The sequence below is a fragment of the Pseudorhodobacter ferrugineus DSM 5888 genome, from assembly GCF_000420745.1.
GTDB classification, from domain to species: Bacteria; Pseudomonadota; Alphaproteobacteria; order Rhodobacterales; family Rhodobacteraceae; genus Pseudorhodobacter; species Pseudorhodobacter ferrugineus.
In genome coordinates this window covers 1-16,858 of record NZ_ATVN01000021.1, presented here as the reverse complement: position 1 = coordinate 16,858, position 16,858 = coordinate 1, and the positions used below count along the sequence as shown (strand labels likewise).

The following is a 16,858-nucleotide window of genomic DNA, read 5'->3' as shown; positions in this document are numbered from 1 at the left end:
TCCCACAGGGGGTCCGGGGGACGTGAAGTCCCCCGGCCTGTCCCCCCGCCCCCCTCTTGCAAACCAAGCGCCCCAACCCCAAACTACCCAAAACACCCCTTCGGAGGCCGATATGTCCCTGCTCAAAGCTGCAACCGCTGTCCGCGAAAACGCCTATGCGCCCTATTCCCGCTTCAAGGTTGGCGCGGCCCTGCGCAGCACCTCGGGCAATACCTATGTTGGCGTAAACGCCGAAAACGTCGCCTATCCCGAAGGCACCTGCGCCGAGGCGGGGGCGATTGCGGCCATGTGCGCGGGCGGCGATTACCAAATTGCCGAACTGGTGGTGATCTCGGACAGCCCCACCCCCGTCACCCCTTGCGGCGGTTGCCGCCAGAAAATCGCGGAATTTGCGGGGCCGGATGTGACTGTCACGATGGTCAATCTGCAAGGCGTCACTGCCGTGGTCACTGTGGCCGACCTGCTTCCAGGCTCCTTCAGTGCCGCCCATATGGCCAATGTCGATGCCAAATGACCAAGGCGCCCCCCATGATGCCCGCACTATAATCGCGGGCTTGCGGGCAGGCCTGCCGCCTGCACCCGCAGCGCTGGATTGGTTCGCGGCAGGTCTTGCTTCGGGTGAGGTATCGGATGCCCAAGCGGGCGCCTTTGCCATGGCGATTTGTCTGAACGGGCTGGGGCCTGCAGGCCGCGTGGCTTTGACCCGCGCGATGCAAAACAGCGGCGAACAGCTGCACTGGGATCTCCCGGGTCCGGTGGTCGACAAGCATTCCACAGGCGGTATCGGCGATTGCACCTCGCTTTTGCTCGCCCCCGCACTGGCCGCTTGCGGGGCTTACGTTCCGATGATTTCGGGGCGCGGCTTGGGCCATACGGGCGGCACGCTGGACAAGCTGGAATCCATCCCTGGCCTGCGCACCGACCGCACGACCGACCAACTGCGCAGCCAGTTGGCCCAAACCCGCTGCGCCATCATCGCCGCCTCACCACAAATCGCCCCTGCCGACCGCCGCCTTTACGCCATCCGCGATGTCACGGCGACCGTGGACAGTATCGACCTTATCACCGCCTCGATCCTGTCGAAAAAGCTGGCGGCGGGGCTCGAAGGGTTGGTGCTGGATGTAAAATTCGGCTCCGGTGCCTTCATGAAAACCGAACAACAGGCGCGTGCGCTGGCGCAGGCACTGGTGTCCACCGCCCAAGGCGCGGGCTGCATGACAACCGCCCTTATCACCGATATGTCGCAACCCCTCGCCCCCGCCGCAGGCAACGCGCTCGAGGTGATTGCGGTTATGGAAACCCTGACCGGCACAGCCGTAAATGCCGCCCTGTGGGATCTGACCGCCGCCTTGGGCGGCGAGGCGCTGGCGCTGGGCGGGTTGGCCGCCGATGCGGCAGACGGGGCCGCGCGCATTGAACAGGCCTTGCAAAGCGGGGCCGCCGCCGAGTATTTTGGCCACATGATCGCAGCCCAAGGTGGCCCCGCCGACTTTGTTGATCGCTGGCCCGACCGCTTGCCATCCGCCCCTGTGACGCTTGATTTCAACAGCCCGCTTGACGGGTTCATTGGCGCGATTGATACCGAAAGCCTTGGCCATATCGTCGTGCAACTGGGCGGCGGGCGGCTGCGCCAAGGCGCGCCGATCAACCCCTCGGTTGGCCTTTCAAACCTTGCGGCGATTGGCACGACGGTGGAACCGGGCCAACCCCTTGCGCGGGTTCATGCCGCAACCAAGGCCCAAGCCGAGGCGGCGTTGAAACAGCTTGCCGCAGCCTATACGATCACGGATCAGGCACCAGATTTGCCGCCCTTGATTATCGGAAGAATAACATGACCCAAAACCGCGCCTTTCTGATTGTGATGGATTCCGTGGGCTGTGGCGGCGCGCCCGATGCCGCCGATTTTGGCGATGCGGGGGCCAATACGCTGGGCCATATCGCCGCCGAATGTGCGGCAGGCCGCGCCAATCTGGGTCGCGAAGGGCCGCTGCTGCTTCCGGTCTTGGGCCGTCTTGGCGTGGCAAACGCGATGGAGCTTTCGGTGCCGGGATCATCCGACGCCCTTGGCACAGCGCAATCCTTGGCCCGCAGCACGGCGTCCGGCCTTTGGGGGGCGGCGACCGAGGTGTCGCGCGGCAAAGACACCCCTTCGGGCCATTGGGAACTCGCAGGTGTGCCCGTGCCGTGGGATTGGACCTATTTCCCCGATCAAAATCCTGCTTTTGATGCGGATCTCGTGGCCGAGGTCTGCCGCCTTGCTGGCACTGCGGGCATCTTGGGCAATTGCCATGCCTCGGGTGTGCCCATCATCAACGCCCATTGCGACGAACACCTGCGCACGGGTTGGCCGATCTGCTATACCTCCGCCGATAGCGTGTTCCAGATCGCCGCACATGAAGAGGCATTCGGCCTTGATCGCCTGCTGAAACTTTGTGCCGATCTTGCGCCCTATCTGCATGCCCGCAAGGTTGGCCGTGTCATTGCGCGCCCTTTTACCGGCACCTGTGACAATTTCAAACGCACCCCCAACCGCCATGATTTCGCGATTGATCCACCCAGCCCGACCTTGCTCGATTGGGTTCAAGATGCTGGCCGCGCGACCCATGCCGTCGGCAAAATCGGCGATATCTTTTCGGGCAAAGGCATCGGTACGCAGCACAAAGGCAAATCCGATGCCGACCTGTTTGACCAGCTTTTGGCCCTGCAAGAGACCGCCGAGCCGGGGTCTTTGACCTTTGCCAATTTCGTCGAATTTGACAGCCTTTATGGTCACCCCCGCGATGTGGCCGGCTATGCCCGCGCGCTGGAATGGTTTGATGCCCGCGTTGGCGCCTTTATGGCCCGGATGCGCCCCGGTGATCTCGCTATTTTCACTGCCGACCACGGCAACGACCCCACATGGCGCGGCACCGAACACACCCGCGAACGTGTGCCGGTGCTCTGTGCTGGCCTGCCGCGCGGAGAGATTGGGCTGTGTGCCTTTACCGATGTAGCCGCCTCGGTCGCGGCGCATTTGGGTGTTGAAAATCAAGGGCCGGGGACCAGTTTTATATGAGCTATCTGTCGCACACCAACCGCCCAAAGCTGGAACTGCATCTGCACCTTGAAGGGGCCGCGCCGCCTGCCTTTATCCGCGGGCTGGCACGTGAAAAACATCTTGATATATCAGGCATTTTTGACGCCGATGGCCATTATAAATACACCGATTTTTGGGATTTCCTGCGTGTGTATGAGGCGGCCACCGCCGCCCTGAAAACCCCACAAGATTACCACCGCCTGACCCTTGCCGTGCTGGAAGAAAGCGCCAAGTCGGGCGTGATCTATACCGAGGCGTTTATCAGCCCCGATTTCTGCGGGGGCCGCGATGTGACCGCATGGCGCGAATACCTGCACGCGATCCGTGAGGCGGCAGATATTGCACAGGCGACAATGGGCATCACCCTGCGCGGCATCGTCACCCCGATCCGCCATTTCGGCCCTGAAAAGGCGCGTGAAACCGCCCTATGTGCGGCGGAAACGGCGGGCGACTGGATTGTCGGCCTTGGCATCGGCGGCGATGAAAAATCGGGGCATCTGTCCGATTTCAAATGGTCGTTCGATTGCGCGCAGGAGGCGGGTCTGCACCTGACCGCCCATGCGGGCGAATGGGGCGGGCCGGACTCTGTGCGCTCGGCCATGAACGACCTGAATGTCACCCGCATCGGCCACGGCGTTCGCGCCATCGAAGACCTTGCGCTGGTGGATGAACTGGCCGAAAAAGGCGTGGTGCTAGAGGCCTGCCCCGGGTCAAACGTGGCGCTGGGCCTGTATCTCAGCATCCGCAAACACCCGATCAACGACCTTTACAAACGCGGCGTCAAAGTCACCGTGTCCACCGATGACCCGCCGTTTTTCCACACCACCATGCAAAAAGAATACGAAAACCTGCACGCCGCCTTTGACTGGGACGACGCGTTCTTTGATCAAATGGCAAAAGCGGCACTTGACGCGGCCTTTTGTGATGCCGATACCAAAACGCGACTGGATAAAATACTGGAGCAAGCCAATGCGTGACCATCTTACCGTCGTGTCCCACCCGTTGGTGCAGCATAAATTGTCACTGATGCGCGACAAAACCGCCTCGACCGCCAGCTTCCGTCGCCTTCTGCGCGAGATCAGCTTGCTCTTGGCCTATGAGGTCACGCGCGATCTGGCCATGACCACGATGCGCATTGAAACGCCGATGCAGCCGATGGATGCGCCGGTGCTGGAAGGCAAGAAACTGGCGCTGATTTCGATTCTGCGGGCGGGCAACGGGCTGCTGGATGGGATTTTGGAGCTGATCCCTGCCGCGCGCGTTGGGTTCGTTGGCCTTTACCGCGATCCTGAAACCTTAAAACCCGTGCAATATTATTGCAAAGTGCCCGATGCGCTGGAAAGCCGGATGACGATTGTGGTTGATCCCATGCTGGCCACAGGCAATTCATCGGTGGCAGCGATCGACCTGCTCAAGGCGCAAGGGGCCACGAACATTCAGTTTTTGTGCCTGCTTGCGGCCCCCGAAGGCGTTGCGCGTATGCGTGAGGCACACCCCGATGTGCCCATCGTAACGGCTTCGCTCGACAGCCACTTGAACGATCATGGGTATATCGTGCCAGGACTAGGGGATGCGGGTGATCGCATGTTTGGTACAAAATAACGGGCTTTTGGCCTTTACTCGGAAACAATGATGATTCATCATCGCCCCACGCTACATGGGGGTAGTAATGTTGTTCAAAGTACTCGCGGTTGCCGCTTGGGCAGCCGTATCTGTTGTATCCGCTGCATCGGCCCAATCTTTGCGCGGACCTGCCGAAAATCCGCCCGCCGGCTTCAAGGGCTCGCAATATGTTGACAGTCGGGGCTGCGTGTTTTTGCGCGCAGGCATCGGCGGTCGCGTAAACTGGGTGCCGCGCATTTCGCGTGACCGCAAGGCGCTGTGTGGGCAGTCGCGGTCTTCGGCCGCGCGTGACGCTGCTGTCGCCGAAGCTGCACCAGTACCTGCGCCGCGCACTGCGCAACCCAGCACATCCGGCAGCACCAAGCCGATGGAAACCATCGCCAGCCTGCGCCCGACCGCCCCGCCTGTCATGGCAAAACCTGCTCCCCAACCCGTGCTGCGCGCGCCCGCCGTGGCCGCCATTGTGCCCAAAGCCGTGCAGCCACGTCTGGCGTCTGGCGTGGAACGCCAAAGCGGTTGCCCGCGCACGTCACCCTTTGGCGCGCGTGTTACTTTGGCCGATGGCCGCCGCACCTTGCTGTGTTCGGCCGATGCCGGGTTCGATGTTCAGGCCGCAGCCAGCCGCATTCAGGTTGCCCGCAGCGCGCCGCAGCCCGCTTTGCAACCTGCGCCCGCCTACACGCCCCGCGCAACGTCGGGGATCGAAGCTGGCGTATCGGCCGGGGGTGGTTATCGCTGCCCGCCCGATGCCCCGGTTGCTCGGCGTTATGACATTCGTGGCGGTGGCTCCACCGTCATGTGTACGGCTTTGAACGGCGGCATCGACAGCGCGACCCCGCCCCTTGCGTTGGGCAATCGGTCCCAAATGACCGTTCCCGATGGCTACAAACCTGCGTGGAACGATGACCGCCTGAACCCGAATCGTGCCCGTGGCACGGCGCGCGGTCAGGCCCAGCAAGATCAGGTCTGGACCCGCGATATTCCGGCCCAGTTGGCCACGAACCAGACCGTGCGCAAAACGGTCAAGCGCACAGTCTACGCCACCTCGACCAGCAACGCCCCCCGCGCGACCAAGGGTGGGCGGTATTACGTACAAGTCGGCACCTTTGGCGAACCCGCCAATGCGGCACGGTCAGCGGCCCGTCTGCAAGGGCTTGGCCTGCCAGTTGCGAAATCACGGATCACCAGCAAAGGGCGCAATTTGCAAATCGTTATGGCGGGCCCGTTCGGCGATGCAGGCGCGGCAAATGCCGCCTTGGCTGCCGCGCGGCGGTCCGGTTTTGGCGACGCCTTCATCCGTTAACCTACAGGTATCCACGCCCCATACGGGGGCGCGGCAAGAAGTCGGGCAGAATAAACCTCACCCCCTTTGGCGCAAGCTGAAGGGGGTTTTTCTTATGTAGTGGAAGCGGGGAAGTCATAAGGCGAGAACCCTGTACAGCCCCCCGGTTTCGCCGTACCGTTGCCACATCCCGCGACCCCGTCGCGCAACCTTAAAGGAGCCAGTCATGGCAAAGAAGTCCTCGGCCAAAGCGCTGAAAAAAGAGATCAAGGACCGCAAGGCCAAGATCGTAAAACAGTTGGGCAAGATGAAAAAGGCCGTGAAGGCACTCAGAAAAGCCTAAACGCGTTTGGGGGGGCAAATTGCCCCCCTTTTTATTGATGTTTTTGCTTCCCTTGAATTTACTTAAATACAAAGCGTTAAGCGCAGCCTTCGGCTGTTCACCCGACGGCCCCAAATGTTTCTGTGACGGAAAATCCCCTTATTCCCGTTCTACTCCTAACCGCGCCTATGTTTGCGGGCCCTGAAGTAAAATCGATATCCAAGGATTTTTGTCATGCCGCCTCAAAATCTCTGTGCGGGTCTCGTGCTTGCAGTGGCCTTGTCGCCAGTCTCGGCGTTTGCCCACAGTAATGCCGTCCCCTTGGGCGATGGCAATGTGTCCTCCTCGCCCAAGCGCGACAATGTCTTTGCGTGCCAAACCCGTTTCAAATCGCGCCCGGGTGCGGCAGCGCCTTCGGGCCCGTGGATCAAAGGCGATGTCTGGTATCCCGATCAAAAGCCGTTTCTGGCGGGGAACGTGACCTATAACGGCGGCGGCCTTACGGTCACCACCCAAGGCGCCACCCGCCGCCTGTCGGGCAAATCCCTGCCCAATCATGGCACTGGCGCCTTCCCGATAGACCGCAGCGACCCGCTGTATCAATACGACCGTAACCCCAACGGCATTTCCGCACAGTCGATCACCTTTGACCTGCCCGCAAACCCATCGGTCGCCGCCAGCCCCTCGTGCCTGCCAATGGGCCCCATCGGCGTGGCCCTGACGGGAGCGTTAATTTATAATGCTTTGGATGCGATCGGGCTGGATGCCGCCGCGCATGAGATCCAAGATAAATGCAACGGCCACCCCCAAGGGCGCGGCCAGTACCATTATCATTCCGCATCCGATTGTATGGAAGAGCTGGGCAAGGGCACCGATGGCCATTCCGGCCTTGTGGCCTATGCGCTGGATGGCTTTGGCATTTACGGCATGGCGGGGGCAGGCGGCACGCATCTGTCCAACGCCGATCTGGATGCCTGCCACGGCCATACGGAAACGGTGATGTGGGATGGTAAAAGCGTTCAGATGTACCACTACCACCTGACCGACGAATACCCCTACACGCTTGGTTGCTTTGCGGGGACAGCGGTGCGGCGCTGATCGCATCTTGACATAAAAAACCAAGATCACGGGGCGGGAAGCAAAACGGGCATCCCGCGCCTTGCAAGACCCCTTTCCGAGGCCGCAAAGACAGGCTATATGCCCCTCTATGACCGATCTAGATCTCATCCGCAATTTCTCCATCGTGGCGCATATTGACCACGGCAAATCCACCCTTGCGGATCGTTTGATCCAGATGACAGGGACGGTGGCCGAACGCGATATGAAGGCACAGATGCTCGACTCGATGGATATCGAGCGCGAGCGTGGCATCACGATCAAGGCCAACACGGTCCGCATCGAATATCCGGCAAAGGATGGCAAACGCTATATCCTGAACCTGATCGACACCCCCGGCCACGTCGATTTCGCCTATGAGGTGTCGCGGTCGATGCGCGCCGTCGAAGGGTCTCTTCTGGTCGTCGACGCCTCCCAAGGGGTCGAGGCGCAGACGCTGGCCAACGTCTATCACGCGCTGGACGCGGGGCATGAAATCGTGCCCGTGCTGAACAAAATCGACCTTCCAGCCGCCGAACCAGCCCGCGTCAAACAGCAGATCGAGGATGTGATCGGGCTTGATGCGTCCGACGCGGTAGAGATTTCTGCCAAATCCGGCCTCGGTATCCCCGACGTGCTGGAAGCCATCATCACCCGCCTGCCACCGCCCAAAGGCGACCGCAATGCGCCGCTTAAGGCGATGCTGGTCGACAGCTGGTATGACAGTTACCTCGGCGTGGTCGTCATGATCCGCGTGATTGATGGCGTGATCCGCAAAGGCGACCGCATCAAGATGATGCAGACCAACGCGGTCTATGGCGTGGATAAACTGGCGGTTCTCAAACCCCAGATGGTTGATATCGCCGAACTTGGGCCCGGTGAAATCGGCATCTGGACCGGCTCCATCAAACAGGTCCGCGATACCCGCGTGGGCGATACGATCACATCCGAGAAGAAGGGCTGCGAGACCCCTTTGCCGGGCTTCAAACCCGCGCAACCCGTGGTGTTCTGCGGCCTCTTCCCCGTCGATGCCAATGATTTCGACGACCTGCGCGATGCCATCGAAAAGCTGCAACTGAACGACGCCAGTTTCAGCAGTGAAATGGAAACCTCTGCCGCCCTCGGTTTCGGTTTCCGCTGCGGTTTCCTCGGCCTTCTCCACCTCGAAGTAATCCGCGACCGTCTGGAACGCGAATATGACCTCGACCTGATTACCACGGCCCCCTCGGTCGTGTTCCACCTCCATATGAAAGACGGCGAGGTGCGCGACCTGCACAACCCCGCCGACATGCCCGACCTGACGCTGGTCGACCATATCGACGAGCCGCGCATCAAGGCCACCATCCTTGTTCCGGATGAGTATCTGGGCGATGTGTTAAAACTTTGCCAAGATCGCCGCGGCATCCAGATGGACCTGTCCTACGCCGGCCCCCGCGCGATGGTCGTCTATGACTTGCCGCTGGCCGAGGTGGTGTTCGACTTCTACGACCGCCTCAAATCGGTGTCCAAAGGCTATGCCAGCTTTGACTATGTGATTTCCGAATACCGCGAAGATCACCTCGTCAAAATGTCGATCCTTGTGAACGACGAACCCGTCGATGCCTTGTCGATGATGGTCCACCGCGACCGCGCCGATATGCGGGGCCGCGCGATGGTGGAAAAGCTGAAAGACCTGATCCCCCGCCACATGTTCAAAATCCCGATCCAAGCCGCGATTGGCGGCCGCGTGATTGCCCGCGAAACCCTGTCCGCGATGCGCAAAGACGTGACCGCGAAATGCTATGGCGGCGACGCCAGCCGGAAAAAGAAGCTGCTGGAAAAGCAGAAAGCCGGTAAAAAGCGGATGCGTCAGTTCGGTAAAGTCGAAATCCCACAAGAGGCGTTTATTAGCGCCCTAAAAATGGACAGCTAAGGCTGTCCAGTTTCAGGGCGGGTGGGCGAAAGCGATTGGCCAAAGGCCAAACGCGTGCCCACGCGGTGGGGAATTGGGAGTGGTTTGAAAATGGCTGACAGATCGGCTGAGGAAATTGCTAACGATTATACTTCCGAGTTCGGTTTGGAAGATGGCCAGATCATTCTTAAGTTGACAAATAGCGTTTCTCAGCTTTCGCTTGAATGGCGAGCCTTTTTGTACTTTTTCTGCGGCCCCAAAGAACGCGTTGCGGTTCTAAATCAGGCTTCTGGATTAACTGCTCAATTGTTGCAAAACCTTCTTTGGGACAATGCCCTACTTAAGATCAGAAAGCTAACAGATCCGGCGATCCAATCAGGCAAGGCAAACTTGTCTTTAGAACAGATGGTCAGAATTGCAAAAGGCTACAAACAATTAGACACTTCTTCTTCTTTTGCTGGGTTGAAACTGGCCTGTAAAACATCGCGTCTATATGCAGACAAATACATAGCTCATACTGACTTGGCGCATGCAATTGGCGACGACACCGTGATGGTTGTTCGGCGTGACACCACCGCGGCCGTAAAAGCAATTATGGAGTTCGTTCATGAGTTTCACTCGCGCGTGCGAGATGTCCATTGTAAACTGTTGCCTCTGACATCGGTTGATGATGAGCAACAGTTTTTGGAGCGAATTTTCCTCGGAAACAATGCGGCCAACGAAATAGAAGCCGGAAAATTAGCAAAAGCTAAGGCGGGTGATTGGCAAGCCTTCAACGAGCCGTTGGTCCCTTGTTGGATTTGGGATTCAGGCTTTCGTGATGATCCATTTTAACTGAAAAGATTTCTCCTCCCCCCTGCCAAATCTTCGATTTGGCAGGGCCCGAACCGCCCCCGTCGCGCTGAAAGCGCGCCCTTGGCGCGACGCGGGCGCTAACGCACCCACCCCTCGGTTCGGGCGCGGTGTCCTGCCAATAGGAACGGTACGTCGCGCATTCTGTAGGGTGCGCTTCAGCGCACCACCCCCACCCCCGTAGGTCGGGGTTTCACCCCGACTCCCCACCCCTCACGCGGTGGGTTGCACCCACCCTACGCCACCCCCTCGGCGCCGCCCTCACCCCTCGCACCCATCCAAACCCAAAAACACGCCTGTATGTACGGATGGCATACGCATAACATACGCATGGCATACGCCCCAATCCGCCCAAAATTAACCCAAACTTAACTCTGATCCGGCATGATCAGCCCCATGCGTATCCTCGCCCTCCTCCTCGCCCTCACCGCTTGCGGTGCCCAGCCTGCCCCGCAGATGTGGGGGGCCACGCGCACCGATGTGACCCGTGACGGGCGCCAATACACGGTGTTTCAAAAGGGCAAACAGGTCGAAATTATCCGCCTCGGCTGGGCCGCGCGGGGGCAGCATCAGGCCATTCGCGCCACGATGATTGACATGATCCCCGAGGTGACGGGATGCCGTTTGGTCGCCAGCACCTTGCAAGGCGACAGCGGCGAAATGCGCGGCCGCGTCACCTGCCCCAAGAAGGCTGGTTAAGCACGCTTATGCGTGGCGCGCGCCGGTAAACCGGCGTTTTGCGCGGGTTTGAGTTGATCACCTAAGGGGCTGAAAAACAAAGATTATTCAACCCCTTGGGTGGTCTGGCTTAGATGCTGTCCAACCGCACGGGCGCGCCGGTTTTGACCGACATGGTCGCCGCCCCGGCCATCGCAAGGGCGGCAACACCGTCGTCCAATGTCACGGGCATTGCGGTCCCATTCGCCAAGGCTGCAACAAAACCCGCCCATTCTGCCGTGAAAGCCGCCGTATAGCGCTGCAAGAAGAAATAGGTCGGTTTTGCCCCCGTCACGCCATCAACCGTCGACTTTACAACCGTGTTTTCCAATACGTTTTGCGCTTGCAGCATCCCTTTGGACCCCAGCAATTCCACCCGTTGGTCATAGCCATAGGCCGCGCGGCGGGAATTTTTGATGACGGCGATCCGCCCGTCAGCGTAAGTCATTGTAACAACAGCAGTATCCACGTCACCCGCCAGCCCGATGTCGGGATCAACGATCGACGTTCCAACGGCGTTAATCGTCTCCGGTGCCGTGCCCATGATGAAATTCGCCATGTCAAAATCATGGATCATCATATCGCGGAACAACCCGCCCGACACTTTGACATAGGCCACAGGTGGCGGTGTCGGGTCGAAAGAGGTGATGGACAGCAGCTCTGCCTTCCCAATCTCACCTGCGTCAAGCGCGGCTTTTAGCGCGCCAAAGTTGGGGTCAAAGCGGCGGTTAAAACCGATCATTACGGGCCGGCCACTTGCGCTGGCCAGTTTTTGGCAAGCCTGTGCGCGGGCCAACGACAGATCGACGGGTTTCTCACAAAACACCGCTTTGCCCGCTGCCGTTGCCGCCTCAATAAACCCCGAATGGGTGTCGGTCGACGTGGCTATCAGCACTGCGTCGATGGTGGGATCGTTCAAGATGGCGTCATTCGTGCGCGCCTCACAGCCGTATTGGGCGGCCAGCTTTTCGGCATTGGCCGGAATGAAATCGGATACCGCAACCAGCGTGCTGCCGGAATGCGCGGTGATTGCAGCGGCATGGACGCCAGCAATGCGACCTGCGCCAAGTATACCAACTTTCAACATCTGGGCTTCCTTCAGGATAAGGGGGTATGGAAAAGTGTTTGGAAAGCATTGCCGCAGTGCCAATGGAACCGCAAGGGGCCGAAGCGCGTTAGATCTGGAATGTTTGGATCACGCGCATTTTCCTGCCCAATAAGGGGTGCTGCGCAGGGTCTATCCTTGACACGCGCGCCATCAATGGAAAGAAACAGGCAAGCCAACAGATTGGCCGGGTCACTCCTTTTCATCCCGTTCGCGGCTTGCCCGCTTGGAGACTTCTCATGAAATTTCGCTTTCCCATCGTCATCATTGACGAAGATTTCCGTTCCGAAAACTCGTCCGGTTCCAGCATCCGTGCGATGGCTGAGGCTATTGAGAAGGAGGGTTTCGAGGTGCTGGGTGTCACCAGCTATGGTGATTTGTCCAAGTTCGCGCAGCAACAATCGCGCGCCAGTGCCTTTGTTTTGTCGATTGACGATGAAGAGTTCAGCCCCGGCCCCGACCTTGACCCTGCCGTGTTGAACCTGCGCAGTTTCATCGAGGAAGTCCGCTGGAAAAATGCCGATGTGCCGATTTATGTCTACGGCGAAACCAAAACCAGCCGCCATTTGCCCAATGATATTCTGCGCGAACTCCACGGCTTTATCCATATGTTCGAGGATACGCCCGAATTTGTGGCTCGCCATATCATCCGCGAGGCCAAGACCTATCTGGATGGGATCCAGCCGCCATTCTTCAAGGCGCTTTTGAACTATGCCGAGGATGGTTCTTATTCTTGGCACTGCCCCGGCCATTCCGGTGGTGTGGCGTTTTTGAAAAGCCCGATTGGCCAGATGTATCACCAGTTTTACGGCGAAAACATGCTGCGCGCCGATGTGTGCAACTCGGTTGAGGAGCTGGGCCAGCTGTTGGACCATAACGGCGCGATTGGCGCGTCTGAACGCAACGCGGCCAGAATTTTCAACGCGGACCATTGCTTTTTCGTAACCAATGGCACGTCGACATCGAATAAAATGGTGTGGCATCATACGGTTGCCCCTGGTGATGTGGTTGTGGTGGACCGCAACTGCCACAAATCCATCCTGCACAGCATCATCATGACCGGCGCCATTCCGGTGTTTTTGAAACCCACACGCAACCATTACGGCATCATCGGCCCGATCCCGCGCGCCGAGTTTGAGATTGAGGCGATCAAGGCCAAAATCCGCGCCAACCCGCTGCTCAAGGGGGTGGATGCCGATACGGTAAAGCCGCGGATCATGACGCTGACGCAATCGACCTATGATGGCGTGCTGTACAACACCGAAACCATCAAGGACGTGCTGGACGGCTATATCGACAACCTGCATTTCGATGAGGCGTGGCTGCCACATGCGGGGTTCCACCCGTTCTACGGCACCTTCCATTCGATGGGCCGCAAGCGCGACCGGCCCCGCCATTCGGTGACCTATGCCACGCAATCCATTCACAAACTGCTGGCCGGGATTTCCCAAGCCAGCCATGTTTTGGTGCAAGACAGCCAGACCACCAAACTGGACAGGCATTTGTTTAACGAGGCCTATCTGATGCACACCTCGACCAGCCCGCAGTACAGCATTATCGCTAGCTGTGATGTGGCGGCTGCGATGATGGAACCCCCCGGCGGCACGGCGCTGGTTGAAGAAAGCATCATGGAGGCGCTCGATTTCCGCCGCGCGATGCGCAAGGTGGATGAGGAATACGGCAACGACTGGTGGTTCCAGGTTTGGGGCCCCGAGGCGCTGGAAGATGAAGGTATTGGCCGCGCCAAGGATTGGGTGCTGAAGCGCACCGATGCCGAAGGCGTGCAGGCGTCCGATGGCGCGGATTCGTGGCACGGCTTTGGTGACATGGCGCCGGGGTTCAACATGTTGGACCCGATCAAGGCCACGATCATCACACCCGGTTTGAACCTTGACGGCCGGTTTGAAGATGAGGGTATTCCCGCCTCCATCGTCACCAAATATCTGGCCGAACATGGCGTTGTGGTTGAAAAAACAGGGCTTTACAGCTTTTTCATCATGTTCACGATTGGCATCACCAAAGGCCGTTGGAATTCGCTGCTGACCGCTTTGCAGCAGTTCAAGGATGACTATGCCAAGAACCAGCCGATGTGGCGGACCATGCCGGAATTTTGTGCCAAATATCCGCGCTATGAAAAGATGGGGTTGGCCGATTTGTGCCAGCATGTGCACAAGCTTTATGCCAAATATGATGTGGCGATCCTGTCGACCGAGATGTATTTGAGCGATCATACCCCCGCCATGACGCCTACAGATGCGTTTTCGCATATCGCCAAACGTACGACCCAGCGGGTGCCGATTGACGCGCTGGAAGGTCGGATCACGACCAGCCTTGTAACCCCCTATCCGCCCGGTATTCCACTGTTGATTCCGGGCGAGGTGTTCAACACCAAGATCGTGGAGTATCTGAAGTTCAATCGTGAGTTTGCCCGCGAATGCCCGGGGTTTGAAACCGATATTCACGGCTTGGTGCAAGAAGCCGACGATATGGGCGTTGTCCATTATTTTGCCGATTGCGTGGCAAAGTGAGGCGGGAACCTGCACAAGCAGCTGCAAAACGATCTATAAGTCAGGTGGGGGTCTAAGGCTGAAAATGCCTTAGACCCGCGAAAGCCAAAGCTGCGCCGCTGGATGCCGCCAAACAGGTGCCCTCCAACTTATTTCACGCCAAAACCGCATTCATGCGTCATATCAGGGATGCGAAATCTCTTTATTGTCGCGATGTGGTAACGTATGCCCGTGAAAGTAGGACGGTAGGAGTTAATCAGTCATGAAGATCGCAGTCATCGGGACAGGATATGTCGGCCTCGTGTCCGGGGTTTGTTTTTCGGATTTTGGCCATGATGTGGTTTGTGTCGACAAATCTGCGGCCAAGATTGAGCAGCTTTTGCGCGGCGAGGTTCCGATTTATGAGCCCGGTCTTGATGTTGTCATGACCCGCAACGTTGACGCGGGCCGTCTGAGCTTTACCACCGATCTTGCCGCCGCGGTGCAAGGGGCCAAGGCAATTTTTATCGCCGTAGGCACCCCGTCGCGTCGCGGTGATGGCCATGCCGATCTGACCTACGTCATGGCCGCCGCCGCCGAAATTGCGGCCGAGCTGACCGAATATGCCGTCGTGGTCACCAAATCCACCGTGCCGGTTGGCACCAACCGCAAGGTGGCCGAGGTTATTCGTCAAACCGCGCCGAATGCGGATTTTGATGTGGCATCCAACCCCGAATTTCTGCGCGAAGGTGCGGCGATTGACGACTTTATGAAACCCGACCGCGTGGTTGTGGGCGTCGAAACCGACCGGGCGAAACAGGTGATCGGTGAGGTGTACCGCCCGCTGTTCTTGCGCGATTTCCCGATTGTTTACACAGGTTTGGAAACTGCCGAGATGATCAAATATGCGGCCAACGCGTTTTTGGCCACCAAGATCAGCTTTATCAACGAAATTGCGGGCCTGTGCGAACGTGTGGGCGCCGATGTTAAGGATGTGTCGCGCGGTATCGGGCTTGATGGCCGGATCGGGCGCAACTTTTTGCACGCGGGTCCGGGCTATGGCGGATCGTGCTTTCCGAAAGATACCAAGGCCTTGGCGCGGATCGGGCAGGAACACGGCTATCCCATGCGGATCACCGAAACGGTGATCGAGGTGAATGATGGGGTCAAACGCCGGATGATCGACAAGATTGTCGACCTTTGCGATGACACGGTGAATGGCCGCACGGTTGTGGTGTTGGGCGTGACATTCAAACCCGAAACGGATGATATGCGTGACGCACCCAGCCTGACTATCGTGCCCGCGCTCGTTGGCGGGGGTGCGAAAGTGCGGGTGGTCGATCCGCAAGGCCTGCGCGAAGGCAAAGCAATGCTGCCGGGTGTCGAGTGGTTCGAAGACCCCTACGCCGCGGCTGAAGGGGCTGATTTGGTCATCATTCTGACCGAATGGAACGAGTTCCGCGCGCTGAACCTGAAGCGCCTTGCGGGGGCGATGAGGGTTCCACGCTTGGCCGATTTGCGCAATATCTACAGCCGCCAAACCGCGATCGAGGCAGGTTTCACCGCCTATGAAGGCGTTGGCCGATAATTCGTTAACAAAAACGCCCCAAAGGTAAATGTATCGGGTCCCCCCGCCGCAAATTCGTAAGCTCTCCTTCCTAACGTCTTGTTGATATTACAGATGTAAGGGGAGTCCGATGCCTGAAGACCTATCTGCCAACCTGTCGATGCCGTTGTTGATGCCGTCGCAGGCGCAAAAACACGTGACCCATAACGAGGCCCTTTTGGTGCTGGACGCGTTGGTCCAGTTGACCGTTGTTGACCGTGATTTGGCGGTTCCACCGTCAAGCCCGGTGAATGGCGACCGTCACATTGTCGCCCCCGCTGCGGCAGGGTTGTGGGGGGCGCCCGCCCATTCCATTGCCGTTTTTGTAAACAATACTTGGGTGTTTTACGAACCGCGCCCCGGTTGGCAGGCCTATGTGCTGTCAGAGAACCGCAACGTGGTTTGGCAAGATGGGGCATGGCAAGGCAGTTTGTCGTCACTGGAAGCCCTTGGAATGTTGATTGTCACTGAGAACTGACCCGGCAACAGCAAAAATTGTCACTGAGAACTGACCCATGTGCAACCTTGCCTCAGCTTGAATCAGCTGGGGGCACTTGGAGTGATAGACATGAGTTTTTTAAAAGTTATCCGGGGATGGGCGCTGCGAGAGAAGATGCCCATTCGCGAGATCGCGCGGCGCACGGGCATCTCGCGCAACACGATCAAGAAGTATTTGCGGGAGGGGATTGTTGAGCCAGCGTTTCAGACGCCGGATCGTCCGAGCAAGCTGGATCCGTATGTCACTCAGCTGACAGCATGGCTTGTTTCGGATCAGCGCAAATCACGCAAAGAGCGCCGGACTG

Annotated in this window: 15 protein-coding genes; 14 read left to right on the top strand and 1 reads right to left on the bottom strand. The window is 58.7% G+C overall.

The features are described from left to right. Positions 1–37: 37 nt before the first annotated feature. The 10 genes from cdd (at position 38) to G560_RS0115700 (ending at position 10,840) form a co-directional block, all read left to right on the top strand. Complete coding sequence (cdd, locus tag G560_RS0115750) at positions 38–514, top strand: cytidine deaminase (RefSeq protein ID WP_081647684.1); 477 nt, start codon at positions 38–40, stop codon at positions 512–514. Beyond that, positions 498–1,835, top strand: coding sequence for a thymidine phosphorylase (locus tag G560_RS0115745; protein WP_244870045.1), 1,338 nt, complete (start codon positions 498–500; stop codon positions 1,833–1,835). Before cdd ends, G560_RS0115745 begins: the two co-directional genes overlap by 17 nt. Beyond that, positions 1,832–3,055, top strand: a complete 1,224-nt coding sequence (locus G560_RS0115740) for a phosphopentomutase (RefSeq protein WP_022705260.1) — start codon at positions 1,832–1,834, stop codon at positions 3,053–3,055. Before G560_RS0115745 ends, G560_RS0115740 begins: the two co-directional genes overlap by 4 nt. Further along, a complete protein-coding gene (locus tag G560_RS0115735; protein ID WP_022705259.1) occupies positions 3,052–4,053 on the top strand; it encodes an adenosine deaminase in 1,002 nt (333 codons plus the stop codon). Before G560_RS0115740 ends, G560_RS0115735 begins: the two co-directional genes overlap by 4 nt. Continuing rightward, the gene (upp, locus tag G560_RS0115730) at positions 4,046–4,678 is read left to right on the top strand and encodes a uracil phosphoribosyltransferase (protein ID WP_022705258.1); all 633 of its coding nucleotides are present in this window, start codon (positions 4,046–4,048) and stop codon (positions 4,676–4,678) included. The genes G560_RS0115735 and upp overlap by 8 nt, the downstream gene beginning before the upstream one ends. A 67-nt stretch (positions 4,679–4,745) precedes the next feature. Then, on the top strand, positions 4,746–6,002 hold the full coding sequence (locus G560_RS20395; RefSeq protein ID WP_022705257.1) for an SPOR domain-containing protein: 1,257 nt from the start codon (positions 4,746–4,748) through the stop codon (positions 6,000–6,002). 535 nt (positions 6,003–6,537) lie between these two features. Next, positions 6,538–7,401, top strand: coding sequence for a YHYH protein (locus G560_RS19505; RefSeq protein ID WP_081647682.1), 864 nt, complete (start codon positions 6,538–6,540; stop codon positions 7,399–7,401). Positions 7,402–7,510: 109 nt separating this feature from the next. Then, entirely contained in the window at positions 7,511–9,310 is a 1,800-nt protein-coding gene (lepA, locus tag G560_RS0115710) for a translation elongation factor 4 (protein WP_022705254.1), read from the top strand. Between the two features lie 90 nt (positions 9,311–9,400). Further along, positions 9,401–10,123 carry an AbiU2 domain-containing protein gene (locus G560_RS0115705; protein WP_155947333.1) on the top strand — a complete coding sequence of 241 codons (723 nt, stop codon included), beginning with the start codon at positions 9,401–9,403 and terminating at the stop codon, positions 10,121–10,123. Between the two features lie 402 nt (positions 10,124–10,525). Then, positions 10,526–10,840, top strand: a complete 315-nt coding sequence (locus tag G560_RS0115700) for a hypothetical protein (RefSeq protein ID WP_022705252.1) — start codon at positions 10,526–10,528, stop codon at positions 10,838–10,840. Between the two features lie 109 nt (positions 10,841–10,949). On the opposite strand, the gene iolG is transcribed toward G560_RS0115700, so the two are convergent. Further along, a complete protein-coding gene (iolG, locus tag G560_RS0115695) occupies positions 10,950–11,945 on the bottom strand; it encodes an inositol 2-dehydrogenase (RefSeq protein ID WP_022705251.1) in 996 nt (331 codons plus the stop codon). Between the two features lie 257 nt (positions 11,946–12,202). Between iolG and G560_RS0115690 the strand changes: the two genes are divergently transcribed. The 4 genes from G560_RS0115690 to G560_RS0115675 form a co-directional block, all read left to right on the top strand. Next, a complete protein-coding gene (locus G560_RS0115690) occupies positions 12,203–14,491 on the top strand; it encodes an arginine/lysine/ornithine decarboxylase (RefSeq protein WP_022705250.1) in 2,289 nt (762 codons plus the stop codon). A gap of 241 nt (positions 14,492–14,732) precedes the next feature. Further along, positions 14,733–16,037, top strand: a complete 1,305-nt coding sequence (locus tag G560_RS0115685; protein ID WP_022705249.1) for a UDP-glucose dehydrogenase family protein — start codon at positions 14,733–14,735, stop codon at positions 16,035–16,037. 109 nt (positions 16,038–16,146) lie between these two features. Further along, positions 16,147–16,533 (top strand): DUF2793 domain-containing protein, encoded by a 387-nt coding sequence (locus tag G560_RS0115680; RefSeq protein ID WP_022705248.1) that lies wholly within the window; start codon positions 16,147–16,149, stop codon positions 16,531–16,533. Positions 16,534–16,614: 81 nt separating this feature from the next. After that, the coding region (locus G560_RS0115675) for a helix-turn-helix domain-containing protein (RefSeq protein ID WP_244870044.1) at positions 16,615–16,858 on the top strand (244 nt) is incomplete at its 3' end.

Excerpts from the sequence above, each read along its gene's own strand:
- lepA (WP_022705254.1), top strand. The coding sequence starts at position 7,511 with ATGACCGATCTAGATCTCATCCGCAATTTCTCCATCGTGGCGCATATT.
- iolG (WP_022705251.1), bottom strand. The coding sequence starts at position 11,945 with ATGTTGAAAGTTGGTATACTTGGCGCAGGTCGCATTGCTGGCGTCCAT.
- G560_RS0115745 (WP_244870045.1), top strand. The coding sequence starts at position 498 with ATGTCGATGCCAAATGACCAAGGCGCCCCCCATGATGCCCGCACTATA.
- upp (WP_022705258.1), top strand. The coding sequence starts at position 4,046 with ATGCGTGACCATCTTACCGTCGTGTCCCACCCGTTGGTGCAGCATAAA.
- G560_RS0115735 (WP_022705259.1), top strand. The coding sequence starts at position 3,052 with ATGAGCTATCTGTCGCACACCAACCGCCCAAAGCTGGAACTGCATCTG.
- G560_RS0115680 (WP_022705248.1), top strand. The coding sequence starts at position 16,147 with ATGCCTGAAGACCTATCTGCCAACCTGTCGATGCCGTTGTTGATGCCG.
- G560_RS0115740 (WP_022705260.1), top strand. The coding sequence starts at position 1,832 with ATGACCCAAAACCGCGCCTTTCTGATTGTGATGGATTCCGTGGGCTGT.
- G560_RS0115705 (WP_155947333.1), top strand. The coding sequence starts at position 9,401 with ATGGCTGACAGATCGGCTGAGGAAATTGCTAACGATTATACTTCCGAG.
- G560_RS19505 (WP_081647682.1), top strand. The coding sequence starts at position 6,538 with ATGCCGCCTCAAAATCTCTGTGCGGGTCTCGTGCTTGCAGTGGCCTTG.
- G560_RS0115685 (WP_022705249.1), top strand. The coding sequence starts at position 14,733 with ATGAAGATCGCAGTCATCGGGACAGGATATGTCGGCCTCGTGTCCGGG.
- G560_RS0115700 (WP_022705252.1), top strand. The coding sequence starts at position 10,526 with ATGATCAGCCCCATGCGTATCCTCGCCCTCCTCCTCGCCCTCACCGCT.
- G560_RS0115690 (WP_022705250.1), top strand. The coding sequence starts at position 12,203 with ATGAAATTTCGCTTTCCCATCGTCATCATTGACGAAGATTTCCGTTCC.
- G560_RS20395 (WP_022705257.1), top strand. The coding sequence starts at position 4,746 with ATGTTGTTCAAAGTACTCGCGGTTGCCGCTTGGGCAGCCGTATCTGTT.